At 67.1% G+C, this 24,185-nt stretch carries 22 protein-coding genes; 6 read left to right on the forward strand and 16 right to left on the reverse strand.

Annotated elements, in window-relative coordinates:
• The first annotated feature begins 42 nt into the window (after positions 1-42).
• From N7573_RS17975 to N7573_RS17985, 3 genes are all read left to right on the forward strand, one after another.
• The gene (locus N7573_RS17975; RefSeq protein WP_032129544.1) at positions 43-435 is read left to right on the forward strand and encodes a BlaI/MecI/CopY family transcriptional regulator; all 393 of its coding nucleotides are present in this window, start codon (positions 43-45) and stop codon (positions 433-435) included.
• Positions 432-1,961, forward strand: coding sequence for a M56 family metallopeptidase (locus N7573_RS17980; protein WP_279912954.1), 1,530 nt, complete (start codon positions 432-434; stop codon positions 1,959-1,961). The genes N7573_RS17975 and N7573_RS17980 overlap by 4 nt, the downstream gene beginning before the upstream one ends.
• 130 nt (positions 1,962-2,091) lie before the next feature.
• A complete protein-coding gene (locus N7573_RS17985; RefSeq protein WP_223276861.1) occupies positions 2,092-3,627 on the forward strand; it encodes a serine hydrolase domain-containing protein in 1,536 nt (511 codons plus the stop codon).
• A gap of 37 nt (positions 3,628-3,664) precedes the next feature.
• Here N7573_RS17985 and ung read toward each other — a convergent pair whose 3' ends face one another.
• The 5 genes from ung to rhlB all read right to left on the reverse strand — a co-directional run bounded on the left by ung (position 3,665) and on the right by rhlB (position 8,732).
• Positions 3,665-4,378 (reverse strand): uracil-DNA glycosylase, encoded by a 714-nt coding sequence (gene ung, locus N7573_RS17990; protein WP_049400766.1) that lies wholly within the window; start codon positions 4,376-4,378, stop codon positions 3,665-3,667.
• A 9-nt stretch (positions 4,379-4,387) separates the two neighbouring features.
• Positions 4,388-5,230, reverse strand: a complete 843-nt coding sequence (locus tag N7573_RS17995; RefSeq protein WP_032129540.1) for a response regulator — start codon at positions 5,228-5,230, stop codon at positions 4,388-4,390.
• Positions 5,231-5,237: 7 nt separating this feature from the next.
• On the reverse strand, positions 5,238-6,185 hold the full coding sequence (gene ftsX / locus N7573_RS18000; protein ID WP_010481047.1) for a permease-like cell division protein FtsX: 948 nt from the start codon (positions 6,183-6,185) through the stop codon (positions 5,238-5,240).
• 3 nt (positions 6,186-6,188) lie between these two features.
• A complete protein-coding gene (gene ftsE / locus N7573_RS18005) occupies positions 6,189-6,875 on the reverse strand; it encodes a cell division ATP-binding protein FtsE (protein ID WP_032129538.1) in 687 nt (228 codons plus the stop codon).
• A 132-nt stretch (positions 6,876-7,007) separates the two neighbouring features.
• Entirely contained in the window at positions 7,008-8,732 is a 1,725-nt protein-coding gene (gene rhlB / locus N7573_RS18010) for an ATP-dependent RNA helicase RhlB (RefSeq protein WP_279913819.1), read from the reverse strand.
• A 510-nt stretch (positions 8,733-9,242) separates the two neighbouring features.
• On the opposite strand from rhlB, the gene trxA reads away from it, so the two are divergent.
• The 3 genes from trxA (at position 9,243) to N7573_RS18025 (ending at position 13,328) form a co-directional block, all read left to right on the forward strand.
• Entirely contained in the window at positions 9,243-9,572 is a 330-nt protein-coding gene (trxA, locus tag N7573_RS18015; protein WP_005411275.1) for a thioredoxin, read from the forward strand.
• 228 nt (positions 9,573-9,800) lie between these two features.
• Entirely contained in the window at positions 9,801-11,543 is a 1,743-nt protein-coding gene (gene rho, locus N7573_RS18020) for a transcription termination factor Rho (RefSeq protein WP_029379723.1), read from the forward strand.
• A 210-nt stretch (positions 11,544-11,753) separates the two neighbouring features.
• Complete coding sequence (locus tag N7573_RS18025) at positions 11,754-13,328, forward strand: sensor domain-containing diguanylate cyclase (RefSeq protein ID WP_032130287.1); 1,575 nt, start codon at positions 11,754-11,756, stop codon at positions 13,326-13,328.
• Between the two features lie 34 nt (positions 13,329-13,362).
• Here the strand turns inward: N7573_RS18025 and N7573_RS18030 are convergent, their stop codons facing one another.
• From N7573_RS18030 to queF, 11 genes are all read right to left on the reverse strand, one after another.
• Positions 13,363-14,253: an energy transducer TonB gene (locus N7573_RS18030; protein ID WP_032130286.1), complete on the reverse strand. Its 891-nt coding sequence runs from the start codon at positions 14,251-14,253 to the stop codon at positions 13,363-13,365.
• Positions 14,254-14,314: 61 nt separating this feature from the next.
• Positions 14,315-16,045 (reverse strand): bifunctional isocitrate dehydrogenase kinase/phosphatase, encoded by a 1,731-nt coding sequence (aceK, locus tag N7573_RS18035; RefSeq protein ID WP_049400768.1) that lies wholly within the window; start codon positions 16,043-16,045, stop codon positions 14,315-14,317.
• A 126-nt stretch (positions 16,046-16,171) separates the two neighbouring features.
• Positions 16,172-16,531, reverse strand: coding sequence for a hypothetical protein (locus tag N7573_RS18040; protein WP_005419760.1), 360 nt, complete (start codon positions 16,529-16,531; stop codon positions 16,172-16,174).
• Positions 16,532-16,584: 53 nt separating this feature from the next.
• Positions 16,585-17,001 carry a roadblock/LC7 domain-containing protein gene (locus N7573_RS18045; protein ID WP_121504246.1) on the reverse strand — a complete coding sequence of 139 codons (417 nt, stop codon included), beginning with the start codon at positions 16,999-17,001 and terminating at the stop codon, positions 16,585-16,587.
• Positions 16,994-17,542 carry an ATP/GTP-binding protein gene (locus tag N7573_RS18050; RefSeq protein ID WP_279913589.1) on the reverse strand — a complete coding sequence of 183 codons (549 nt, stop codon included), beginning with the start codon at positions 17,540-17,542 and terminating at the stop codon, positions 16,994-16,996. The genes N7573_RS18045 and N7573_RS18050 overlap by 8 nt, the downstream gene beginning before the upstream one ends.
• Positions 17,535-18,500, reverse strand: coding sequence for a hypothetical protein (locus tag N7573_RS18055; protein WP_279913590.1), 966 nt, complete (start codon positions 18,498-18,500; stop codon positions 17,535-17,537). Before N7573_RS18055 ends, N7573_RS18050 begins: the two co-directional genes overlap by 8 nt.
• Before the next feature lie 307 nt (positions 18,501-18,807).
• Complete coding sequence (locus tag N7573_RS18060; RefSeq protein WP_279913591.1) at positions 18,808-21,030, reverse strand: NADP-dependent isocitrate dehydrogenase; 2,223 nt, start codon at positions 21,028-21,030, stop codon at positions 18,808-18,810.
• 806 nt (positions 21,031-21,836) lie between these two features.
• Positions 21,837-22,067 carry a hypothetical protein gene (locus N7573_RS18065; protein WP_279913592.1) on the reverse strand — a complete coding sequence of 77 codons (231 nt, stop codon included), beginning with the start codon at positions 22,065-22,067 and terminating at the stop codon, positions 21,837-21,839.
• A gap of 161 nt (positions 22,068-22,228) precedes the next feature.
• On the reverse strand, positions 22,229-22,738 hold the full coding sequence (locus tag N7573_RS18070) for a hypothetical protein (RefSeq protein ID WP_197610989.1): 510 nt from the start codon (positions 22,736-22,738) through the stop codon (positions 22,229-22,231).
• Positions 22,739-22,782: 44 nt separating this feature from the next.
• Positions 22,783-23,076 (reverse strand): LysM peptidoglycan-binding domain-containing protein, encoded by a 294-nt coding sequence (locus tag N7573_RS18075; protein WP_279913593.1) that lies wholly within the window; start codon positions 23,074-23,076, stop codon positions 22,783-22,785.
• A 219-nt stretch (positions 23,077-23,295) separates the two neighbouring features.
• Entirely contained in the window at positions 23,296-24,114 is an 819-nt protein-coding gene (queF, locus tag N7573_RS18080) for an NADPH-dependent 7-cyano-7-deazaguanine reductase QueF (RefSeq protein WP_279943238.1), read from the reverse strand.
• Between the last annotated feature and the right edge of the window lie 71 nt (positions 24,115-24,185).

The following is a 24,185-nucleotide window of genomic DNA, read 5'->3' on the forward strand; positions in this document are numbered from 1 at the left end:
CGACATGCTCCGATGCATCAACTAATTCATACGTAGAAGCGCATGGCCCGCCCTGTCTCGCAGAATCCCACCCCCGCCGAGCAGGCCATCCTCGACATCCTCTGGGACAAGGGCGAAGCGTCCGTCCGCGATGTGGCGGATGTGCTCGGCGAACACAAGCCGGTCGCGTACACCACGGTGCTGACCATGTTCAACGTGCTGGCGAAGAAGGGCTTTGTCAGTCATCGCCAGGAAGGTCGCGCCTACATCTATCACGCCACGCTCAGCCGCGAGCAGGCCCGCCGGCAAGCGCTCGACCATCTGCTGCATCAGTTCTTCGACGGCTCACCGAACGTGTTGGCACAGCACCTGGTGGACGAACGCGAAATCGACCGCAACGAACTGCAGGCACTGCAGCAGCGCATCAGCGATGCCAGGGCCGGGAGGAAGGAATGAACCTCATCGACATGGCGATGGCACTGGGCCTTCGGCAGTTGCTGTTGTCTGCCGTTGTGCTGCTGCCCGCGCTGTGGCTGGCACGGCGGCGGGCCCTCAGTGCCGAACAGCGTTCCTGGCTGCTGACCGCCGCGATGGCAGCGGCCCTGCTGTTGCCGCTCAGCGCCTTCCTGCCGGGCTGGTCGACCACCCTGCCTGCACCGGCACCGCCCGCCGCCGCGTTCCACCCCCTGCCCGGCGAAGGCGCAACGGCGGGAGAAGCCATCTTCGAAGCCGGACGGCAGCCCGACATCTATTACGTTGAACTGCCGAAGACCGTGCCGACACTGCTTGCAATGCTGTGGCTGCTGGGCACCCTGTGGCTGGGCATGCGCTTGCTGGACGCGCTGCTGCACGCACGCCGGCTGCGGCGGTTGGCGCAACCGGCATCCGCCGGACTGCGCGCGGTCCTGGCCGACATCGTGCCCGACCACGTGACGATCGCCACCTGCGCCGTCGACGGGCCGATGGTCGTCGGCCTGTGGCGCCCGACGATCCTGCTGCCGCGCCCGCTGCTGGCCCGCCTGGACAACAGCGTGCTGCGCGACATCGTCCGCCACGAGATTGCACACCTGCAGCGCCGTGACCTGTGGACAAGCACGCTGCTGCGGGCGGGAACAGCACTGTTCTGGTGGAACCCGCTGCTGCACGTTGCCCAGGCACGCCTGGCGGTACTGCGCGAGATGGCCTGTGATGCACGCGCTGCGATGCAGGCACGCGAACCGCTGGACTATGCAGGTTCGCTGCTGGCCAGCGTCGAACAGCTGCAGGCCCTGCGCGAGGAGGCACCCACGCTGGCGCTGGGCATGTTCAGTGCACGCAGCCAGCTGGCGCAGCGCATCGATCAGCTGGTGGACGCCACGCCCCACGCCCCCCGGCGCCACAGCCTGCTGGTGCTGGGCCTGCTGCTTCTACTGGCCTGCGCCGGCACCGCGGTGGCTGTCTCACCACGGCTCGCCCCATCGCCGGCTGCCAGCACCTCCGATACGCGCGTCAACACTCTGCTCCAGGCCGCCAGCACGCATGACGTCGCGCAGGTCCACGCGTTGGCGGTGGCGGGCGTCGATCTCGATGCGCGCGTGCTCGGCGATGGCACGGCGCTGATCCAGGCCATCCGCGCACGCGATCCGGTGATGGTCGACGCCCTGCTGCAGCTGGGAGCCGACCCTGATCGCGCTGCGCTGGGCGAAGGCAATCCGTTGATCGTCGCCTCCGCGCTGGGCCTGCAACCCATCGTCGAGCAGCTGGTGCAGGCCGGTGCAGACGTCAACCGGGTCGTGACCTATGACGAGACGCCGCTGATCAATGCCTCGCGCGAAGGGCACCTGGTCACCGTGCAGTACCTGCTCGCGCACGGCGCCGATATCAACCTGGGGGTGGAAGCCGACGGCTGGCTGGGCCGCTGGCGGACACCGTTGAACCAGGCCGGCACCGCGGCCGTACGCGATTACCTGCTGACGCAGGGCGCCCGCCGCGAACGACGCTGACTCCGCCGCCGCATCGCCTTCTGCGCTGCGGCGGCAACCTGTTCCACCCGCAACGATCGGACGCGGCAGGCGTGCGTGGCAACGCCTGCGCCGATCCCAACCCTCTTCCACTCCCGCAAGGATGTCGATGATGAACCGCCTGTTGCTGTGTTCGCTGCTGGTCTGCCTGACCCCGTTCCACGTGATGGCCACTGACGCCAGCGCAGAAGACGCTGCGCGCTTTGCCCAGGCAATGGCCCATGGCCTGCGCCCCAGCACCGCGCAGCTGGGCGCGGCGCTGCCGCAGTGGTCGATCGAGGAACGCCTTGCCCATTACAAGGTGCCGGGTGCCGCCGTTGCGGTGATCCGCGATGGCAAGGTGGTGTACGCCGCCGGATACGGCCTGCGCCAGGCGGGCACGCACGACGCGGTGGATGCCGATACCGTGTTCTCGGTGGGCTCGGTCAGCAAGATGGGCGCTGCGGCGACCACCCTGAAGCTGGTTGCTGCCGGCAAGGTCTCGCTGGAGGAGAACATCGATCCACGCCTGCGCCGCTGGCATGTGCCTGCCGATGCGCAGGGACTGCACCCGCCGATCAACCTGCGCATGCTGCTCTCGCACACCGCCGGCTTCAATGTGCATGGCTTCCAGGACTACCAGCCCGCCGAACGCTTGCCGACCTTGCTGCAGACACTGGATGGACTGGCGCCTGCAAAGAATGAACCGATACGCCTGATCCACGCGCCCGGCCAGCAGGTCGACTATTCCGGTGGCGGCTACACGGTGGTGCAGCTGGCGATCGAAGACCTGACGGGCAGAGCATTCGCCGACGTCGCACGTCGCGAGGTGTTCGCGCCACTGGGCATGTCCCGCAGCACGTACCAGAGCCCCTTGCCTGCCGGCTACGGCAACGTTGCCCATGCGCACGACAACAAAGGCCTGCCGGAGGCCCTGCCACGCGGCTGGCAGAGCTTTCCGGAACAGGCGGCGTCCGGGCTGTGGACCAGCGCCAACGACATGGGCCTGTTCGTCGCGGCCCTGCTGCGCAGCATCCGCACCAAGGATGGATGGCTGCCGCAGTCATTGGCCCTGCAGATGGTCAGCGAAGTGGCGCCGGCCGGTCGTGGCCTGGGACCGGAGCTCGCCGGCAACGGCGCCAGTCGCCGCTTCTTCCACAATGGCAGCAATGACAGCTATCACGCCGGCATCGAAGGCTACCCGGAGAGCGGCGATGGATTCGTCATCCTGACCAATGGCGACAACGGCCCCGCACTGCGCGGGGAAATCCGCAATGCCCTTTCCGACGCACTCGGCCACAATGCCAAACCAGTCATCCGCACGCTTGACCCGGCGCTTCTGCGCGACAGCTACCCAGGTTTCAGCGGCCACTTCGTACTCGATGGCGCGCTGCCGATGGACGTCCGCGGCGGTCTCGCTGACTGGTTCGAAGCCACGACGTTGGACGTACAGGCAGGCCAAGCGGGACTGGAACTGCGCCTTCCAGGACGGGGCAAGGCCGTCATGCTCCAGGCACTGACCCCTGTTCGCTTCCTCGCCGGCAGCGTAGGTGCGGAGCTGCTGTTCCACCGTGGTGGCGACGGCACGGTCCAAGCCCTCAGCGTGATTGCCGAAGGCGCGCGTGCCTACTATCGGCGCGCGGATATCGCGCCAGCAGCGGGCCATTGATCCATCGCTGGCGGCGCCGGGCTACTGCCCGGCCCGCTCAGAGCGCCGAACGCGGCGGCAGCGACCAGTCGATCGGGGCCTGGCCGCGGCGCTGCAGGTACTCGTTGGCCATCGAGAAATGCTGGCAGCCCAGGAAGCCGCGGTGGGCCGACAGCGGCGACGGGTGCGGCGACTTCAGCACACGGTGGCGGCGGGTGTCGATGACCTTGCCCTTCTTCTGCGCGTACGCGCCCCAGAGCATGAACACCAGGCCGTCGCGTTCGCGGTTGAGCACATCCACCACGTGGTCGGTGAAACCTTCCCAGCCACGCCCCTGGTGGGCACCGGCCTGGCCCTCTTCCACCGTCAGCACGGCATTGAGCAGCAGCACACCGCGCTGCGCCCACGGGATCAGGCAGCCATGGTCCGGACGCGGGATACCGAGATCGCTCTCGATCTCCTTGTAGATGTTCAGCAGCGACGGCGGCACCGGCACTCCGGGCGCCACCGAGAAGCTCAGCCCATGCGCCTGACCGCGGCCGTGGTACGGGTCCTGGCCGAGGATCACCACCTTCACCTGCTCGAACGGCGTGGCATCGAACGCAGCGAAGATCTGCGGGCCGGGCGGGAACACCGCCGCACCGCTGGCCTTGCGCTGGCGCAGGAAGCTGGACAGCTCGCGCATCTGCGGCTGCATCAGGTAATCGCCGACATGCTGCTTCCAGCTCGGCTCGAGCTGGATCGTCGGGGTGCCGGCTACTTCATCAATCATCACGCCACTTCATCGAATCAGGGGTCCATCGTTCAACCGGGCCAGGCGCAGCTGGAACAGCACCTTGGTGACCAGCAGGCGCTCTTCGATCGGCTTGAGCACCAGGTCGTTGGCACCGGACTGCAGCAGCCCGGTCTGGTTGTGCGGGTTGCCATCGCCGGTCATCACCAGCACCGGCAGGCGACGCTTGCCGTAGCCGAAGTCCACGCGCACGCGCTGCACCACGTCGCGACCGCTCAGTTCGCCCTTCAGGGTGACGTCGGTCAGCACCAGGTCGATGCGGTGGCGACTGCGGCCCAGCGACTCGGCAGTGAGCAGGGTGAACGCCTCTTCGGCGCTGACCACGTGCAGCACGTTCAACTGCTGGCGTTCCAGCATGCGCTTGGTAGCCTCGGCGACCACGCGGCTGTCCTCGATATAGAGGATGGTGGCGCCGGGAATGGTCTGCGGCTGCACGTAGCCGCGGATGAAGGTCGCCAGTGCCTCGTGGCCCAGCGCCTTGTCGAAATAGTCGGTGACGTACTCGGTGAAGCGGCGCTGCTCCAGATGCTGCTGGGCATCGCCGGAGACCACGATCACCGGCACATAGGCCTGGCCTGCGGCTTCGCGGACCATCCGCGCCAGTGCCAGGCCGTCGCCATCACGCAGGGTCAGCGAGGTGGTCACCAGATCCACCGGGCCCTGCGCCAGCGCCAGCTGCGCATCTTCGATGCTGTCGCAGCCGATCACTTCCACGCCCGGCAGGTCGCGCTGCAGGACGTCGGCGATCAGTTTGCGGACCAGCTTTGACCCATCGACCACCATCACCCGCGTCGCGGGCCCTTCAAGGTGCTTCAGCGCTTGCGGTTGCATGCCGGTCTCAGGTGTCGGTCGGGCGGGTCTGGCGAAGGAAATGGCCGGTCACCAGCCACGCGCCCAGCCAGCCCAGCAGCAGTGTGCCGAGCAGGACCAGGCTGCCATGCAGCAGGTCCAGGCCGTGCAGCACGAACGGGCTGCCGTAGCTGCGCGAGAGTTCGGCCAGCGGCACGCGCAAGGCGGCGCCGGCCGCAGCAATCAGGGCCAGCGCCACCGCGCCGGCACCCAGGCCATACCACGCGCCCAGGTACAGGAACGGGCGGCGGATGAAGCCATCACTGGCGCCGAGCAGCTGCAGCACGCCGATCTCTTCGCGGCGGGCCTGGATGTCCAGGCGCACGGTGTTGCCGACCACCAGCGCGGCGCCCACGCCGAGCAGCACCGACAGCACCTGCACCAGCCGCGCACCGAACGCCAGCCAGGCATCCAGGCGCTGGCGCCACAGCGCATCGTGCTGCACCAGGTCGGCCTCGGGCAGGCTTTCCAGCGCGCGCGCCAGGCGTGCGTCGTCCTTGCCCTGGCCCGGAGTGATCACCAGCAGCGAGGGCAGCGGGTTGTCGTTGAGTGCATCGATCGCCTCGCCGAGGCCGGCATCGCGCAGTTCCTGCAGGCCCTGCTCGGGCGTGCGCACGTTCACTTCGGCCACGTCATCGCGATCGCGCAGCTGGCCGGCCAGGCGCAGCGCGCCGGGACCATCGACGTTGCCCTTCAGGAACACGTTGATGTCGCGCGACTGCTGCACGCTGCCGGCGAACTGCTTGAGGTTGTCCAGCGCGATCGACAGGCCCAGCGGCAGGGCCAGCGCCAGCGCCATGACCATCACCGTCAGCAGGGTCGCCCACGGCTTGCGGCAGGCGCGGCCGAGGCTGAACACCACGCTGTGCACGTGGTGCTGGAACCAGACGCCCACACGCGACGGGGCGGCGGCTTCGCTGTTTTCGTTCTTCGCCATCGATTACTCCGCCAGGTCCTGCGGCGAGATGTCATCCACCAGCCGGCCGTGGTCAAGGATCAGCACGCGCTTGCGCATGCGGCGCAACAGCGGCAGGTCGTGACTGACCACCAGCACGCTGGTGCCGCGCGCGGGCAGCTCGGCGAACAGGGCCATGATCTCCGCCGCCAGGGTCGGGTCGAGGTTGCCGGTCGGCTCATCGGCCACCAGCAGCTTGGGCTCACCGACAATGGCGCGGGCGATGCCGACGCGCTGCTGCTCACCGGCCGACAGCTGCGAGGGCAGCGCCTTCTCGCGATGGCCCAGGCCCATCCGCTCCAGCACCGAGCGCACACGCTTGTTGATGTCGCTACGGCGGGTGCCGCGCAGGATCAGCGGCAGCGCCACGTTCTCGGCAATAGAGCGGTCCATCAGCAGGCGGTGGTCCTGGTAGACCGCGCCGACCGCGCGTCGATGGCGGGGCACGTCGCCACCGCGCACCTTCAGCAGGTTGCGCTCGTCGAACACCACCGCGCCGCGGCTGGGACGCTCGTCCAGGTGGATCAACTTGAGCAGGGTGCTCTTGCCCGCACCGGAATGGCCGGTGACGAACAGCATCTCGCCCGGCGCGACCTCGAAGCTGACATCGGTCAGCGCCTCGTGGCCACCGGCGTACTGTTTGCTGACATTGTCGAAGCGCAGGACACTCATGCCCCGATTATGCAGGAGCGGCGCGACGGATCGGTAGCGCCATCGGTAGTGCCGGCCGCTGGCCGGCAACCCACGAAGCTGCCGGCCAGCGGCCGGCACTACCCTGCCCCATGGGGCACCACCATCGGCCGATCAGCCACCCGACAGCATCCGGCGGATCTTGCGGCCGATGCGGGTCAGGAACGAATCGCCGGTATCAGCAGCCGTGCGCACCGGCTTGGCCACCACCTGCACCGGGGTGACCGGGCTGGCGCCATTGCCGGCGGCGTTCTGCACACCCTCGGCACCTTCGACCGGACGGCCGTGGCGACGACGACGGCGCTTGCGCGGCTTGTGCTCACCGTCCACCGCACCTTCCGGTGCGCCTTCAGCACGCGGCGGGCGCGGCGGACGCGGGGCCTGCGCGGCAGCGCCTTCGGCACCGGCGGCCGGGGCGGCAGCGCCCTGCTCGCCTTCCACGCGCGGCTTGCGCGGGCCACGCGAACGACGCTCGCCGCTGCGCTCACCGTCGCGGCCACCGCGGCCACCACCATTGCCGGAACGGCCGCCACTGCGGCCACCGCCACGGCGCTCTTCCTCGGCAGCGCGGGCTTCGCGCGCTTCGCGGAAGATCTGGCCGACGCTTTCGTTGTCCTCGCCTTCCTCGCCCGCAGCCGGGGCCGGGCGTTCCGGGCGCGGCAGCGGGGTCAGCAGTTCCTTGGTGACCGGCTCGGACGGAATCTTCTGCTCGATGTAGGCCTCGATGTCCGGCAGGCCCATCGCGTAGCGCTCGCAGGCGAAGCTGATCGCATCGCCCTCTTCGCCCAGGCGCGCGGTACGGCCGATGCGGTGCACGTAGTCTTCGGCGTCGAACGGCAGGTCGTAGTTGTAGACGTACTTGATGCCATCGATGTGCAGGCCACGCGCGGCCACGTCGGTGGCCACCAGGATTTCCAGCTGGCCCTTCTGGAAGCGGTTGAGCAGGCTCTCACGCTTCTTCTGCGGCACGTCGCCGGACAACACGCCGACGCGGTAGCCGGCCTTTTCCAGCGAACGGGCGACGCGTTCGACGAACACCTTGGTGTTGACGAAGACCATGGTGCGCGCGCCTTCGCTGCGCGACAGCAGGCCCAGCAGCAGCGGGATCTTCTCGTCGTCGGCCGGGAAGTAGATGCGCTGGCGCACTCGCGCGGCGGTGATGGTCTCGGCTTCAACCACCAGCTTCTGCGGTTCGTTCATGTGCTCGTAGGCCAGCTCCAGCACGCGGTGGCTGAGGGTGGCACTGAACAGCAGGGTCTGGCGGGTGGTGCGCTCGGGCATGCGGCGCAGCAGGAAGCGGATGTCCTTGATGAAGCCCAGGTCGAACATGCGGTCGGCTTCGTCCAGCACGCAGATCTCGCAGGCGTGCAGCGAGACCACCTTGTGCTGCTTCACGTAGTCGATCAGGCGGCCCGGGGTGGCGATGATCACGTCCACGCCCTGCTGCAGCAGTTCGCGCTGCTTGTCGTAATCCACGCCGCCGTAGACCAGGGCGAAACGCAGGCCCAGGTCGGAACCGAACTTCACTGCATCCTTGTGGATCTGGATGGCCAGTTCGCGGGTCGGGGCGAGGATCAGCGCGCGCGGATCCTCCGGCTTGCGGTCGGCCAGGGCCGGACGCGTCAGCAGGCGGTTCACGACAGCGACCAGGAAGGCCAGGGTCTTGCCGGTGCCGGTCTGGGCCTGGCCGGCAACATCACCACCGGGCAGCGCGACCGGCAGGGTCAGCGCCTGGATCGGGGTGCAGCGGGTGAATCCGGCTCCTTCAAGGCCGGCCTGCAGGGCCGGATGCAGCTCGAAGGAGGAGAAGGTCAAATCGGTCAGCGGTTTGTCGCTCATGAGTCCGTCTTGGTATGGCCGCCGGCCCGTGGGGCAGCTGGCACTTCATCGTCTAGGGGCACCGTCGCAAACTGCGGCCCCTGCGGCGGGTTGGCAGGCTGGGACCACCCGGTCCGCGCGCCGCACAATGCCCCAGTTTAACGCACTCGGGCCGGCAAACCGGAATGAGCTGTCTCATAAAGTCAAGAGACGGCACCCTTCACCCAGCCACACCGGACTTGAACGGCCCTGCCAGGGCCGCTGGTGTCGCCCGCTGCCAGCCCCATGTACAGGAAGACAGTGAAATCCGACACATACCAGGCATCGAAGCGATCACGATACGCTGGGTTCCAGCCGGCGCCTGTCCCCGCCCTGCGATAGGGGTACACTGCCGGCCGTGAGCGTCCAGGCATCCCGCCGAACGCACCGCGGCAGTGCGCCGCGAGGCAACGACGAGGGTCGCGCCACCGGGCATGGCCCAGTTCACCCACCTCCGGCATGGCCGGGTGCAATCCAAGACGAGAAACCAAGATGAGCGACAAGGTTGTACATGTCGGCGACGCCGACTTTGATAGCGCAGTGCTGAATTCCAAGGAACCGGTGCTGGTCGATTTCTGGGCCGAGTGGTGTGGCCCGTGCAAGATGATCGCCCCGGCGCTGGACGAACTGGCCGATGCCTACCAGGGCCGCGCCAAGATCGCCAAGGTCAACGTCGACCACAACCGTGCGCTGGCCGCCAAGTACCACGTGCGTTCGATTCCGTACCTGGTCGTGTTCAAGGACGGCGAGAAGGTCGGCGAGCAGATCGGTGCGGTGGGCAAGGCCCAGCTGGCCGGCCTGCTGGACAAGGCCCTGGCCTGATCCTGCTGTTCTCCGGCAGCCGCCGACCGCGGCTGCCGGCGGGCGCCCCGCGCCCATGATGAATGTTGTTCCCGGCGACCCTTGCGTGGCGCCGCAGGCCGATGATAGTGTCGGCATATCCGGCCGCGTTCGCGTGCCGCACCCTCTGGACGCAATTTCTTCCAGACCCATTCCCAACGTTCGCCGCCCCAGCCGGGCGCTCGCACCTTCAAGCGAGGAATAACGCTCTTGTCCGATAACACTTCCGAAACCGGCAGCGCCGATGCGCCCGCCGAAAAGCGCGTGCGCAAGCCCCGCGTGAGCAAGGCCGCCGCTCCGGCAGCCGCCGAAACCAGCGCCGCGCCGGCGCAGCCGACCCTGCCGCTGGCCGCCGCGCCCGAGGCACCGGCTGCTGCCCCTGCACCGAGCGCGCCCGCCGCCGAGGCCCCCGCCAGCAGTGGCGGTGGCGAAGGCGGTGAGGGTCGCGAATCCGGCCAGCCGCGCCAGCAGAACCACCAGGGGGGCGGCCAGAACCAGGGCCAGAACCCGTACAACCAGAACGGCCAGCAGGGCCAGGGGCAAGGTCAGGGCAACCGCCGTGACCGCTTCCGCAACCGCCGCGACCGTGACCGCAACAACCGCTTCCGCGACGATGGCCTGCCCAACGACGGCGGCGAGCAGCAGCCGTTCGTGCCGCGCCCGCACGCCAACGTACCCGAAGGCTTCCCGGTCTACTCGCTGAGCGACCTCAAGCGCATGCCGGCACAGAAGCTGCTGGAAATCGCCGAGCAGCTGCAGATCTCCGAAGGCGTGGCCCGTGCCCGCAAGCAGGACGTGATCTTCGCCCTGCTGAAGGTGCTGACCCGCCACGGTGACGGCGTCGCCGCCGATGGCGTGCTGGAAATCCTGCCGGACGGCTTCGGCTTCCTGCGCGCGGCTGAAGCCAGCTACCTGGCCGGCCCGGACGACACCTACATCTCGCCCAGCCAGATCCGCCGCTTCAACCTGCGCACCGGCGACCATATCTCCGGCCGCATCCGCTTCCCGAAGGACGGCGAGCGCTACTTCGCGCTGAACATCGTCGACACCATCAACGGCGAGCCGATCGAAGCGTCGAAGAACAAGGTGCTGTTCGAGAACCTGACCGCACTGTTCCCGCGCCGCCGCTTCACCCTGGAGCGCGGCAACGGTTCGTCGGAAGACATCACCGGCCGCATCCTCGACCTGATGGCCCCGCAGGGCAAGGGCCAGCGCTCGCTCATCGTGTCGCAGCCGAAGGCCGGCAAGACCATGATGATGCAGCAGGTCGCCACCGCCATCACCACCAACCATCCGGACGTGCACCTGATCGTGCTGCTGATCGACGAGCGCCCGGAAGAAGTGACCGAAATGCAGCGCACCGTGCGCGGCGAGGTCATCAGCTCGACCTTCGACGAGCCGGCCGCGCGCCACGTGCAGGTGGCCGAAATGGTCATCGAGCGCGCCAAGCGCCTGGTCGAGCACAAGAAGGACGTGGTGATCCTGCTCGACTCGATCACCCGCCTGGCCCGCGCCTACAACAACGTGGTGCCGAGCTCGGGCAAGGTGCTGACCGGTGGTGTGGACGCCAACGCCCTGCACCGCCCGAAGCGCTTCTTCGGTGCCGCGCGCAACGTGGAAGAAGGCGGCAGCCTGACCATCATCGCCACCGCGCTGGTCGACACCGGCTCGAAGATGGACGAGGTGATCTACGAAGAGTTCAAGGGCACCGGCAACAGCGAAGTGCACCTGAGCCGCCGTATCGCTGAAAAGCGCGTGTTCCCGGCCATCGACATCAACCGTTCCGGCACCCGCCGCGAAGACCTGCTGATCGAACCGGAGCTGCTGCAGAAGATCTGGATCCTGCGCAAGCTGCTGCATCCGATGGATGAAATGGCCGCGATGGAGTTCCTGCTGGACAAGATGAAGAACACCAAGTCCAACGACGAGTTCTTCGGTTCGATGAAGCGCTGATCCCTGGCGCTGCATCAGAAGAAACCTGCCGCTCGCTGCGGCAGGTTTTTTTTTGCCTGCAGGGCGACGCACTTCACTTCGCTGGCGCCCGCTTTTGGCGATAATCCGCGCGATACCCTGCCCGGCCCCCGTGGGCCCGGCCACCGATTCCCGCTGTCGCCCCTTCCGGAGAACCGGTCGGGTCCAGCCTCCTGCCGGATCCGTCGACGCATGCGAACGCTGTCTCCCCGCCTCAACCTGGGCAAGCTGATCCTCGCCCTGGCCCTGCTCAGCGCCATCATCGCGCTGGCCAACACCCTGCTGGCCAGCTACCGGGTGCAGCGCGACCAGCTGGTCGGCAATACCCTGGAAGCCAACCGCGTCTACGCCACCAAGCTGGCCGAGACCACCCAGAACTTCCTGCTGGCCGCGCAGCAGCAGCTGGCCTATGCCGCGACCCGCCTGGGCGAGGACGACCTTGATCCGAAGCAGGCCCAGGATGAAGCCAGCCGCCTGCAGCTGCAGTCCAGCAGCTTCAACTCCTCACTGGTGGTGGACGCCGACGGCCTGGTGATCGCCACCTCGCCGCAGACCCTGCAGCTGCAGGGTGAGGTGCTGCACAGTGTCGGCAACAACGCGGCACTGGCGGCGCGCCAGCCGATGATCAGCGACCCGTACCAGTCGGCCACCGGCAAGCTGCTGGTGTCGCTGTCGCACCCGATCTTCGACCGCCAGGGCCGCTATCGCGGCTATGTCAGCGGCACCCTGTACCTGCGCCAGCGCAGTGCACTGCACACGCTGCTGGGCAAGCACTACTACCGCGACGGTTCCTACCTGTACGTGGTGGACCGCAATGGCCGCCTGCTGTACCACGCCGATGGCAAGCGGGTGGGTGACTACGTGGTCGGCAACCCGGCGGTGAAGGCCGTGGTGCGCGGAGAACGGGGCGCACAGCAGGTACGCAACAACCGCGGCGTGTCGATGCTGGCCGGCTATGCACCGGTGGCGGCCACCGGCTGGGGCATCATCGCGCAGCGCCCGACCGAGGCCACCCTGCAGCCGCTGTCGCGGTTGATGACCGCAGTGATCTGGAATGCGATTCCACTCGGCCTGCTGTCGCTGCTGGTCACCTGGTGGTTCGCGCGCCGCATTTCGATGCCGCTGTGGCAACTGGCGCGCAACGTGCAGGGCGGCGAGGACACCGGCAACGCGATCAACCACGTCAGCGGCATCCGCGCCTGGTACTTCGAGGTCGCCCAGCTCAAACAGGCGGTGCTGCACAGCTTCAATGCGCTGCAGGATCGTATCGGCACGCTCAACCGTGCCAGCCGCACCGACCCGCTGACCGGCCTGCTCAACCGCCGCGGGCTGCAGCAGGCGCTGGACGCGCTGCAGGTGCAGGGCATTCCGTTCGCGATCCTGGCGCTGGACATCGATCGCTTCAAGTCGATCAACGACAGTTACGGGCATGACGTCGGCGACAACGCCATCGTCCACATCGCCGACCAGATGCGCCGCTACTCGCGCGACAGCGACATCCTCTGCCGCGCCGGCGGCGAGGAATTCCTGCTGCTGCTGCCGGGCATCAGTACTGAATCGGCCCGCCAGGCCGGTGAACGCCTGCGCCAGCACATCGCCGACCATCCGTTCGAACCGGTCGGCACCATCACCGTATCGCTGGGCGTAGCCCACTTCCCCAGCTTCCATGTCGACGCAGAACAGGCGCTGCGGCTGGCCGACAAGGCGCTGTACATGGCCAAGGAACAGGGCCGCAACCGGGTGGTGGTCTACCCGTACGCCGACTGACGCGGAGCCGGGCTGCCCGGCTCCGCAGCGGGTCTCAGCCCTGCGCCAGCGGGGTCAGCAGGCGCAGGCCGCGCTTGGCGCCGTCCACCATGTAGACGCCGCCTTCCGGCAGCAGATCGCTGCCGACCTGCTCGACCGGGTCCGCCTCGCGCCACGGGACGGTCTGCCGCGGCCCCGGAATGAAGGCGCGCCAGCGGCCATAGCGTTCCGCCACTGCATTGGGATCGTTGTTCAGGGCGAAGTTCACCGGGATGCGAACCGTCCAGCTGTCCCGGGTGCTGTCCTCGCCGGTGGTCGGCGGCTTGAAGGTCCACGTGCGGGCGGTGCTGACACTGGCTCTGGCCAGGATGTCACGCATCTTCGCCAGGGTCCGCTCAGGTGCGACCACGGCCATGTTCACCTGCTCGGCGGCCACATCGGCCACCGTTCCGTCACGGGCCACCTTGACCAACAGCAGCACCTCACCCTGGCCACCGTTACGGTAGGCCGCTTCCGGGTAGCGCGGCGGCGTCATGTGCAGCTGGGTCACCGAATCGGTAGCCTTCGGATCGTACTCGCTGAAGTCGACACTGGTCATGCTGATTTCATAACCGCCATCGGCCGCAGCCTTGCCGCGCAGGCGAACGCGCAAAGGGGCCCGCGTGGCCACTGCCTGGCCATCGCGCAGCGTGGGCTCGAAGCGCCAGCCACCGATGGTACCTTCCACGAAGGAGGCGATGCTCGGGGCCACCATGGCTTTCTGGTCCAGCACCAGCGAACGGACCGCGCCCTCCGGCGTGACCTCGATATGACCGGACAGCACCATGCTCATTTCCGCAGTCGCACGTACAGCACGTGCGGTCTGCGCAGTTGCATCGCCTGCAAGCAGGGGGGCGCCGGCACCTACGGCCAACGCGAGGGCGAGAAACAGTGGGGAACGCATCATTGCCGGATCCTTGGTGATGAACGGCGAGCCTATCCCAGTCCCAGCCGCCATGACAGCCGGTTCACGCCAGCCGGTGTGCGCCCGCGTAGGGCGGCGTGTCCGGATAATCACCCCGGGCGAAGCGTTCCTGCAGGCCCTGCCACCAGCCCGGGTCGAACAGGTGCCGGTAGTGCTCGCGCACGGCTGCCAGCTCCGCAGCAGGCAGGCCCATGAACGGACCGAAGCGCTCGGGAAACACGTCGCGCGGGCCGACATGGAACCAGGGCTCGTCGGCCATCGCTTCCTCCGGCGTGCGTGGCTGCGGCCAGGCGCGGAACACGCAGTCGCTGACCAGGCACAGCTCGTCATAGTCATAGAACACGGCCCGGCCGTGCCGTGACACACCGAAGTTCTTCGGCAGCATGTCGCCGGGGAAGATGTTGTTGCGCGCCATGTCGGTGATCGCCTGCGCGTAGTCGAGCACCGCCGCACGCACCGCCTCGCCGGACTGCTCGCGCAGGTACAGATTCAAAGGACGGAAACGACGTTGCACATAGCACAGTGCGACTTCGACCTCGTCGCCATCGACACGTACGCTCTGCGCGCACTGCTGCAGCAGCTCTTCCAGCAGGGCCGGCGCGAAGCGCTCGCGCGGGAAACGCAGGTGGCGATAAGGCTGCGCATCAAGCAGGCGGCCGACACGATCGAGATTGAACACCAGCGCGTACTTCTCTTCCACCTGCTGCCGCGACATTGCCTTGGGCCAGGCGAAACGGTCACGGATCAGCTTGAACACCAATGGATAACTGGGCAGGGTGAACACCGCCATGACCATGCCCGGCGTGCCTTCGGCATGCACCAGCCGTTCCTGCGGATGCTCGTTGAAGTGTCGGAAGAAGGTTCGGTAGCGCTCGGTCTTGCCCTGCTTGGCACGTCCCAGCACCGTGTAGATCTCGTCGATCGGCTTGCCCGGCAGCAGGCTGCGCAGGAACACCACCGCGTCGCCCACGGTGCCCAGGTCAGCCTGGAAGTAGCTGCGCGACACGCCAAACAGATGGGCGACATCACGGCGCCGGGTCAGCACCGCATCGGCACGCAGGCCGCGCGCATCGTTGACCAGGGCAATCACGCATGGCGAAAAGCGATGCTCGCCGAACACGCGGCCAACCAGGTAAGCGCGGCGCTCGCGGTAGAACACCGTGTCGAGCAGTTCGATGCTGCGTACCGGCGTGTCCCCCCAATGGGCAAGGTCGTCCTGCAGGCGCACGGCGATGGCCGCCGCACAACGCAGCTGGTGCGCATAGGGGATGTCGAAGCGGTAGTCGGCCAGCACGCGTTGCAGGGCCTCCACCGGCCGCGTCGGGGAGACCGCGTAGGTATGCCGCGCGACAGGATGGGTGATTGCATCGGAGGGCTCGACGTCGAAAGCAATGAATTCCAGCGCCGGGTCCACGCCCCGGGTAGCGAACAGGCGCCGCGACAGCGTGTTGTAGAAGGTCTTGTACAGCTCGGCGTCGATCAGGCCCTGCAGCAGCGCGCTGTACTGCGCGTGCACCTGCAGCCACAGCGCGCGCTCGCCGATCGCGTCATCGGCGAGGCGGCGCAACGCATCCATCTGCTCGGCGATGCACAGGTCGTACAGGGCGATGCGCTCGACCGCATCCTGTCGCGCACCAGCCCAATCGCGCTGCTCAAAGCGCTGCCGCGCCCGCGCGGTGATCGCCGCGAAGCGGGCATGGTACTGCTCGAAACCATCGCGGATGGCACCGGCGATACGCGGCGCCAGCTCGGCAACGATGTCAGGCGTGGACATGCAGGGCTCATCCGGGAGGACCGGCTTCACCATACGCTGGCGTGGGGTGGCTTGTGTAGAGTCGAGCCATGCTCGACTGCTTTTGGCCGAAGTCGAGCAAGCTCGACTCTACAACGCGCCGGTGGATCAGATCGCCAGTTCGGCCTCCACGTCCTGCACCTTGCGCCGCGCCAGCGCCAGGTTGGATTTGGTCCGGTCCAGCACGATGTAGAAGAACAGGCCCTTCTTCTTCGCCACCGGGCGCATGATGTGGTACGCCTTGCCCAGCGAGATCAGGATGTCCTCGATGCTGTCGTTGAGGTTCAGCGACGCGGCGGTCTTCATCTTGGCGCGGATCACTTCAGTGTTGCCTGCGGCGGCCACTTCCATGTCCATGCCGGCACCGGCTTCGCCCAGCAGCATGCCGCTTTCGTAGTCGACCAGCGCCACTGCCTGCGCGCCGTCGATGCCCATCAGTGCGTTCAACGATTCATTCAATCCAGCCACGTCGCACCCCTTGTCGATGTTGGTTCGAGCCCCTCGTTCCCCTGCGGCCGGGCTCACGATCCGCCGAGTTCGGCCAGGATCGCCTGGCCACATTCCCTGCTCTGCCACAGCACCTGGCCGATCACGCTGCGCTGGTCGCAGGCCGCCATCAGCAGCAGCGGTGCGCGCCCTTCGGCCTGGATCGCCAGCATCAGCACCTTGCCGCCCGCGGCTTCCAGCATCAGCGTCTGCAGATCGCCCAGCAGCAGTTCGCGGCCCACTGCCGCGGCCAGCGCCAGCATCGCGCTGGTCATCGCCGCCAGCCGCTCGCCGCGCCCTTCGGCACCGGCACTCACCAGCGCAAAACCATCGACGCTGGCCAGCACGACCGTGCGCACGCCTTCAACACGCTGCAGCAGATCCTGCAGCAAGGGCTGCAGGCGCTCTCGCTGGCCGGCATCGGGCAGTACCGCCATCTGCCCGTCAGCCATGCGCCGCCACCAGTGCGTGCGCTTCCATTTCGCTCATCAGTACATCCATCAGCAGCAGTCCCTGTTCGCGCTCACGGGCATCCACCGCCAGCAGCGGCAGCGGCTGGTCGTCAAGGCAGGCACGGGCGGCCCACTCATCCAGTGTGGCCTGCGGTGCCTGGTCCAGGTGGGTGACCGCCACCACCAGTGCCAAGGATGATGCGAACGGCTGCAGCACCTGCAGGTAGTCCTCCAGTTCGCTGGCCAGACCGGCGCGGCGCGCATCCAGCAGCAGCACCGCGCCACGCGCGCCCTGCAGCAGGATCGGCCACAGGAAATCGAAACGCTGCTGGCCGGGTGTGCCGTAGAGACGCAGGCGTTCGCCGTTGGGCAGGTCGATGTCTGCGTAGTCCAGCGCTACGGTGGTGGAGGCCTTGTCGGCGCCGAGGCGATCACTGTTGGCCACATCCGTGTCGACCACCGCGCCAACCGCGATGCTGCGTACCAGGGTCGACTTGCCGCTGCCCATGCCGCCCAGCACCACCACCTTGTGCTCACGCATTGCGTTCGCTCCCGCGCAGGTGCCGCCACAGGCGGGCAAGCAGGCCGTTGTCGGTGCGGGTGCCACCTGTCGCCATCAGCGGCGTCGCCGGTGCAGTCTGCAGCTGCGCGTAGCCGCACAGGTAGGCGGCATGGATGAAATCGCGTACCGCCGCAGCCGGCAAATCAAGCAGCATCACGCACTCGTCAACCGTGCACGCGCGCTTGAGCAGCAGCGAACACAGGCGGAAGCCATCATGGTCGTGGCCCAGTACGCGGAAGTCCGGCCAGCGCAGCAGCTTCACTGAAGCGCCACGCAGGCGTTCGTCCAATGCCTGCCAATGGCGGCTGCGCTGTGCCCACTGCCACAGCAGCGGTCGCAGTGGCTGGCGTGGCCGCTCACCGGCCAGCGCCTGCAGGCGTGCGGGTGTCAGCGCATCCAGTTGCAGGTGTTCGAAGGCATCGGCCAGACGCTCCACCAGCGCCGCAGCCGGTTCCTGCAGCAGCACGGCCTGGTCGTGCTCCAGATCCATCAGCAGCAGAGGCTCGCCCGCATCACTCAACAGTGCCTGCCCCTGTCGCAGCGGCAGCCGCTCGCGCAGCAGGCGGGTGATGGCGTGTGCACCATCGGCCAGACGGATCGGTGCGGGTGCGTGCATGGCCATGGGCTCCGGTGCCAACTGCATGCGGCGCAGCGCGCGGCCGATGGCACCATCGTCAAGCACGTCCTGGTGCCCATCACCGTCACGCAGCTGGCCGCCCAGGTCTTCGATCCAGCACTGCAGTCGCGGACGCTGCTGACGCATGCGCTGGGTCGCGTTGCGCAGCGCCGGCGTATCGCGGATGACCAGCAGATCGCAATCATCCAGGTCCTGGCTGCGGCGGATCTGGCCGTCCGGCAGGGCCGATGCCACGCGCAGCCGCTGCAGCAGGGCCTGCTCGCCCTGGATGTCGGTTCCCACTACCAGCACGCGTGCCATCCGTGTTCCCCGTGCGGCCACCTCCCCGGTGGCCTCGCGTCGCCAAGGCTAGGGCATCGCCAGCGGCAGCCGTCGTGATCGACTGCTCAGATCGAGGGCGGTTGCAGGCTGTCTCCTATCCGTTCTGCGACGGCCATCGCGGGCAAGTTTCATGCCCCTTTGACGGCATTCCGACAGCCGATGGATGTCACGGTTCTGGACCCGGGTAGATCCACGCCATGCGTGGATGAAGGGCCGCAGTAATCCTGGCCCAAAAAAAACCCGCGCCGAAGCGCGGGTTCCGGTGTCACGGCCGAGCGGCGATGGATCAGCCGCGCAGCTGCTCCAGCGCGGCGTTGAAGGTCGCGCTCGGGCGCATCGCCTTGCTGGCCTTGGCCACGTCCGGGCGGTAGTAGCCGCCGATGTCCACGGCCTTGCCCTGCACCGCGATCAGCTCGTCAACGATCTTCTGCTCGTTGTCGGTCAGCGCCTTGGCCAGCGGGGCGAAGCGTGCCTTCAGTGCGGCATCTTCGTCCTGCGCGGCCAGCGCCTGCGCCCAGTACAGCGCGATGTAGAAGTGGCTGCCACGGTTGTCGATGCCACCCAGCTTGCGCGACGGCGACTTGTCGTTGTCCAGGAACTGGCCGTTGGCTTCGTCCAGCGCCTTGGCCAGCACGCGGGCTGCGGCGTTGTCGTAGCGGTTGCCCAGGTGTTCCAGCGACGCGGCCAAGGCCAGGAATTCGCCCAGCGAATCCCAGCGCAGGTAGTCCTCTTCAACGAACTGCTGCACGTGCTTCGGGGCCGAACCACCGGCGCCGGTCTCGAACAGGCCGCCACCGGCCATCAGCGGCACGATCGACAGCATCTTGGCGCTGGTGCCCAGCTCCATGATCGGGAACAGGTCGGTCAGGTAGTCGCGCAGCACGTTGCCGGTCACCGAGATGGTGTCCTCGCCCTTGCGGATGCGGTCCAGCGAGAACGCGGTGGCTTCCACCGGCGGCAGGATGCGGATATCCAGGCCGCTGGTGTCGTGGTTCTTCAGGTACTGCTCGACCTTGGCGATGACCTGCGCGTCGTGGGCGCGGGCGGCATCGAGCCAGAACAAGGCCGGGGTGCTGCTCAGGCGGGCGCGTTCGACGGCCAGCTTGACCCAGTCCTGGATCGGCGCGTCCTTGGTCTGGCACATGCGCCAGATGTCACCGGCTTCCACGGCGTGCTCGAACACCACGGTGCCGGCATCGTCAGTGACCTTGACCACGCCATCAGCAGCGATCTGGAAGGTCTTGTCGTGCGAGCCGTACTCTTCGGCCTTCTGCGCCATCAGGCCGACGTTCGGCACCGAACCCATGGTGGCCGGGTCGAAGGCGCCGTGCGCCTTGCAGTCGTCGATGACGGCCTGGTACACACCGGCGTAGCAGCGATCCGGAATGACCGCCTTGGTGTCCTGCAGCTTGCCTTCGGCGTTCCACATCTTGCCGGAGTCGCGGATCATCGCCGGCATCGAGGCGTCGACGATCACGTCGCTCGGCACGTGCAGGTTGGTGATGCCCTTGTCCGAGTTGACCATGGCCACGCCCGGGCGCTGCGCGTACTCGGCAGCCAGGTCGGCTTCGATCGCCGCACGGGTGGCTTCAGGCAGCGACGGCAGGCGCGCAGCCAGGTCACCGATGCCGTTGTTGGCATCGAAACCCGCCTGCTTGAGCACGTCGGTGTGCTTGGCCAGCACGTCCTTGTAGAACTCGTTGACCGCCACGCCGAACATGATCGGATCGGAGACCTTCATCATGGTCGCCTTCAGGTGCAGCGAGAACAGCACGCCCTGGGCCTTGGCATCGGCGATCTGCTCGCCGATGAAGGCGGCCAGTGCCTTGCGGCTCATGACGGCGGCGTCGACGATCTCGCCGGCCTTCACCGCGGTCTTTTCCTTCAGCACGACGGTGCTGCCGTCCTTGCCGTGGAAGCTGATCTTCAGCGAACCGGCGTTGGCCAGGGTGGCCGACTTTTCGCTGCCGTAGAAATCACCGGCAGCCATGTGCGCGACGTGCGACTTCGAATCCGAGGCCCAGGCGCCCATGCGGTGCGGGTGCTTGCGCGCATAGTTCTTCACCGACAGCGGTGCGCGGCGGTCGGAGTTGCCTTCGCGCAGCACCGGGTTCACCGCGCTGCCCTTGACCTTGTCATAGCGCGCCTTGTAGTCGCGCTGCTGGTCGTCGGCCGGGGTTTCCGGGTAATCCGGCAGCGGATAGCCCTGGTCCTGCAGTTCCTTGATGGCCGCCTTCAGCTGCGGCACCGAAGCGGAGATGTTCGGCAGCTTGATGATGTTGGCGTCCGGGGTGGTCGCCAGCTGGCCCAGCTCGGCCAGGTCGTCGCTGACCTTCTGCGCGTCGCTCAGCAGTTCCGGGAACAGCGACAGGATGCGGCCGGACAGCGAGATGTCGCGGGTTTCCACCGCGATGCCGGCAGTGGAGGTATAGGCGTCGACGATCGGCAGCAGCGACTGGGTGGCCAGGAACGGTGCTTCGTCGGTCAGCGTGTAGAGGATCTTGGACATGGGGGACTTGGACTCTGTAGCAATGCTCAGGGGAAGGCCGGCGCCAGCGCCGGGCCACGTGCAACCGTGTCGCGCGCGAGGCCGGGCCCCGCGCTTTCCCCCGTCGCCGTCAGGGTGGGCGCGCGGCGGGGAAACCCCTGCATTGTCGCGTTTTCAGCCGCGCGGGGCAAAGCCGCGCCATACGCAGCGGTACTGCACCACTGTGTTGCGCCGCTGGCTCGCTTCCGGTCTGGAAGCTGAGGCTTGATGGCTAATTCGACTTCCCGCTCGTTGAGGCACGCATGACCCACTCCGACAATCGCGCCCCCCACTCGGCACGCCTTGGACAGGTCAATGTCTGTGAGCGCTTGCTTTGCTGGAAGTTGCAGATGCGGAATCCCCCAACGACGGCGGCCAGGCTGGCGAGTTCATCAGCCGTCGCTGCAGAGCCGCGGATGTGCAGCGAACCGGCACCAGACGATCCGGGTCGAACGTAGACGTCGTACCGGGTGGAACCTCCTTCCGCCCTTGCATACCCCGACACGACATATCCGCCGTCCGTGAAGCGCAGATCCGGCGTGCTTCCTGACGCAGGCTTTTCGGGGGCATCGCCCTCGTAGATCAAGGCGACTTCCCTACCTTCATACCTGATTCGGTGCAGACCAAAGTCAACGGGTGCCTCGTAGGTCACGGACATGCCTGTCGGCACGCGCAGGCAGGCACCGTACAGAAAGTGGTCGCAGCTGTAGCTCCACAGGCTAGATTCCTGGGCCCACGAGGTGAGCGGGCACAAGAAAGCGAAGAAAACCAAAATGCGTGCAAGCATCTCAACGCTCCCGTTTTTGAACCGCCGAATCGCCTTCCACAACTCCACCGATGGTATGGCTGTCAACCACACCGGGAACCCTATTCATGATTCCGTCGCCACGTGCAGGATTGGGCAGCCCCGTCGTCTTGTCATAAAGATCATCCACACCGCCAAGATGTGACACTTCATGAGGAACAACACCCTTGTCAAATCTATCCAGGACATTGATCTCGCCCTTCTTTCCGCCCAACTCCGCGAAACTCCGTCCGCTGCGGTGGGAGGTTTCCCGTTGACAAGCTTTATCTCATTACGGGCGGCCCGCGGAGTGCTTCCGAGTATCGCCCAATAAAAAAGGACGCAGCCTCGCGGCTGCGTCCATCGTGAGCCCTGCCGGGAGAGAGTCGGCAGGACTTACTTGACCTCGAACTCCTGCGGCGTTCCGGCCGCCTTGCCATCGACGGTGACTTCGGCGCGGTACTTGCCGGCCGGCCAGCCCTTTGCATTCTTGAAGGTGACGTTGGTGGTTTCCGCACCGCTGGTGTTCAGGGTGGCGTTCTGTTCGCCGGCCACCTGGCCGTCCTGGTAGGTCAGCTTCGCGCCAACGGTGACGTTGTTGGCGGCACCGTCGGTCTTGACCGAGACGATGACGTCATCCTTCGGTGCGAACAATGCCGTCGTTGCAACCGACTTGTCGGCGGCAGCGGTCTTGCCCACGGTGACCGCCGAAACGCTGACTGCAGCGGCTTCAGCCATCGGCGGCGGCGCGCCGGTCATCGGCGCCGGTGCCGGCTCGGCCGGAGCGGTTGCGGCGGGCGCGGCGTTGCTGTCGGTCGACTCTTCTTTCTTCTTGCAACCGACCAGGGCAACGCTGCCCAACAGGGCGGCAATCAGGGCGGTCTGGAGCGGGGTGGTCTTGATCATTCGGGGTTCCTCCCAGGGATTGTCGGACGGCGTTCGATCGCCGTTTACTTCGGCGGCAGTTTCAGGGTCTGGCCCGGGAAGATCTTGTCCGGGTCGTCAAGCACATCGCGATTGGCTTCGAAGATCTTCTTCCAGGCATTGGCGTCGCCCAGATGCTGCTTGGCGATCTTCGACAACGAGTCACCCTTCTGCACGATGTAGGTGCCGCCGCTGACGACGTCTGCGGTGCTGTCCACCGAAGCGCTGACGCCAGAGAAGTCCGCCTTCGGCACCTGCTCGGCGGTACTGTCGACGCTGCCACTGACGCCGGAGAAATCGGCTTTCTTCTCGGTACTCATCCACAACTCCCGTCTGCATGACTACGTGGTTCGCACGGTGCCATGGAGGTTGTTAAATGGGGATGGTGCAGATGTGAAGCCGCCCCCGGGGGCGGCTGAACAATCGGGAGAGACGGTGCCCGGTAGTGCCGGCCGCTGGCCGGCTTGCCCTGGCCCTGCACGCGGGTTCCCTGCGGTTGCCGGCCAGCGGCCGGCACTACCCGTAACCGCCTGCGGCGGTTATTGCCGCAGTTCGCGGTAGGTCGCGGCCGGGGCGGCGATGTCAGGGCTGGCGCGCCAGGGGTTGATGTCCAGGCCACCACGGCGGGTATAGCGGGCCTCCACTTCCAGCCACTGCGGCTGGCAGCGGGCGGACACTTCGCTGAAGATCCGCTCAACGCACTGCTCGTGGAACTCGGCGTGCTCGCGGTAGCTGACCAGGTAGCGCAGCAGGCCCGCGCGGTCGATCTTCGGCCCACGGTAACGCAGGCTGACCGTTGCCCAGTCCGGCTGGCCGGTGACCGGGCAGTTGGACTTCAGCAGCGACGAGACCAGGGTCTCCTCCACCACCTCGCCCGCGTCGGCAGTCAGAAAGTCCGCCTGCGGCGGGCCGTAGCAGTCGATCTCCACGTCCAGTCCGTCGATGGATTCACCGAGCGGCGTCTCACGCAGGCCCGGCAGGCCGAACTCGATCTGGACCGGCGCACCGGCGCAGGCAGACAGGTCGTCGACGATGCGCGCGCGCAGTGCCTCGGCGCTGTCGATACGGGTGCTGTTGAGGGAATTCAGGTACAGCTTGAACGACTTCGATTCGATCAGCCGCGGTGAGGTGCACGGCACCTGCACGGTGGCGACGGCGACCTGCGGCTTGCCACGCGTGTCGAGCCAGCTCAGCTCGAAGGCATGCCAGCGGTCATGGCCGACGAACGGCAACGCGGCGTCGTCGAGGCCGATCTCGGCGCGGGCACCGCTGCGGGGGATGGGAAACAGCAGGCCGGGATCGTACTGCGACGGGTAACTGACCTCGCGACCGAGGCTGGAATCCTGTGGGGTGTTCATGGGGGTCATTGTATCGCGCGGAAGGCGGGCCTTCGGCCGGGCCGGCCAACGGCGGAGCCCCTCCGTGGTGG

This window comes from Stenotrophomonas sp. GD04054 (assembly GCF_029836955.1).
Classification (GTDB): Bacteria; Pseudomonadota; Gammaproteobacteria; order Xanthomonadales; family Xanthomonadaceae; genus Stenotrophomonas; species Stenotrophomonas maltophilia_A.

What these genes read in the sequence shown, in the direction of transcription:
- N7573_RS18045 (WP_121504246.1), bottom strand. Translation starts at nt 17,001, where the DNA reads ATGGCTGACGGGCAGATGGCGGTACTGCCCGATGCCGGCCAGCGAGAG.
- N7573_RS18060 (WP_279913591.1), bottom strand. Translation starts at nt 21,030, where the DNA reads ATGTCCAAGATCCTCTACACGCTGACCGACGAAGCACCGTTCCTGGCC.
- N7573_RS18030 (WP_032130286.1), bottom strand. Translation starts at nt 14,253, where the DNA reads ATGATGCGTTCCCCACTGTTTCTCGCCCTCGCGTTGGCCGTAGGTGCC.
- rhlB (WP_279913819.1), bottom strand. Translation starts at nt 8,732, where the DNA reads ATGAGCGACAAACCGCTGACCGATTTGACCTTCTCCTCCTTCGAGCTG.
- N7573_RS17975 (WP_032129544.1), top strand. Translation starts at nt 43, where the DNA reads ATGGCCCGCCCTGTCTCGCAGAATCCCACCCCCGCCGAGCAGGCCATC.
- N7573_RS17985 (WP_223276861.1), top strand. Translation starts at nt 2,092, where the DNA reads ATGAACCGCCTGTTGCTGTGTTCGCTGCTGGTCTGCCTGACCCCGTTC.
- queF (WP_279943238.1), bottom strand. Translation starts at nt 24,114, where the DNA reads ATGAACACCCCACAGGATTCCAGCCTCGGTCGCGAGGTCAGTTACCCG.
- trxA (WP_005411275.1), top strand. Translation starts at nt 9,243, where the DNA reads ATGAGCGACAAGGTTGTACATGTCGGCGACGCCGACTTTGATAGCGCA.
- ftsX (WP_010481047.1), bottom strand. Translation starts at nt 6,185, where the DNA reads ATGGCGAAGAACGAAAACAGCGAAGCCGCCGCCCCGTCGCGTGTGGGC.
- N7573_RS18070 (WP_197610989.1), bottom strand. Translation starts at nt 22,738, where the DNA reads ATGATCAAGACCACCCCGCTCCAGACCGCCCTGATTGCCGCCCTGTTG.
- N7573_RS18055 (WP_279913590.1), bottom strand. Translation starts at nt 18,500, where the DNA reads ATGGCACGCGTGCTGGTAGTGGGAACCGACATCCAGGGCGAGCAGGCC.
- ftsE (WP_032129538.1), bottom strand. Translation starts at nt 6,875, where the DNA reads ATGAGTGTCCTGCGCTTCGACAATGTCAGCAAACAGTACGCCGGTGGC.
- N7573_RS17995 (WP_032129540.1), bottom strand. Translation starts at nt 5,230, where the DNA reads ATGCAACCGCAAGCGCTGAAGCACCTTGAAGGGCCCGCGACGCGGGTG.
- N7573_RS18075 (WP_279913593.1), bottom strand. Translation starts at nt 23,076, where the DNA reads ATGAGTACCGAGAAGAAAGCCGATTTCTCCGGCGTCAGTGGCAGCGTC.
- aceK (WP_049400768.1), bottom strand. Translation starts at nt 16,045, where the DNA reads ATGTCCACGCCTGACATCGTTGCCGAGCTGGCGCCGCGTATCGCCGGT.
- N7573_RS18025 (WP_032130287.1), top strand. Translation starts at nt 11,754, where the DNA reads ATGCGAACGCTGTCTCCCCGCCTCAACCTGGGCAAGCTGATCCTCGCC.
- N7573_RS17980 (WP_279912954.1), top strand. Translation starts at nt 432, where the DNA reads ATGAACCTCATCGACATGGCGATGGCACTGGGCCTTCGGCAGTTGCTG.
- ung (WP_049400766.1), bottom strand. Translation starts at nt 4,378, where the DNA reads ATGATTGATGAAGTAGCCGGCACCCCGACGATCCAGCTCGAGCCGAGC.
- N7573_RS18050 (WP_279913589.1), bottom strand. Translation starts at nt 17,542, where the DNA reads ATGCGTGAGCACAAGGTGGTGGTGCTGGGCGGCATGGGCAGCGGCAAG.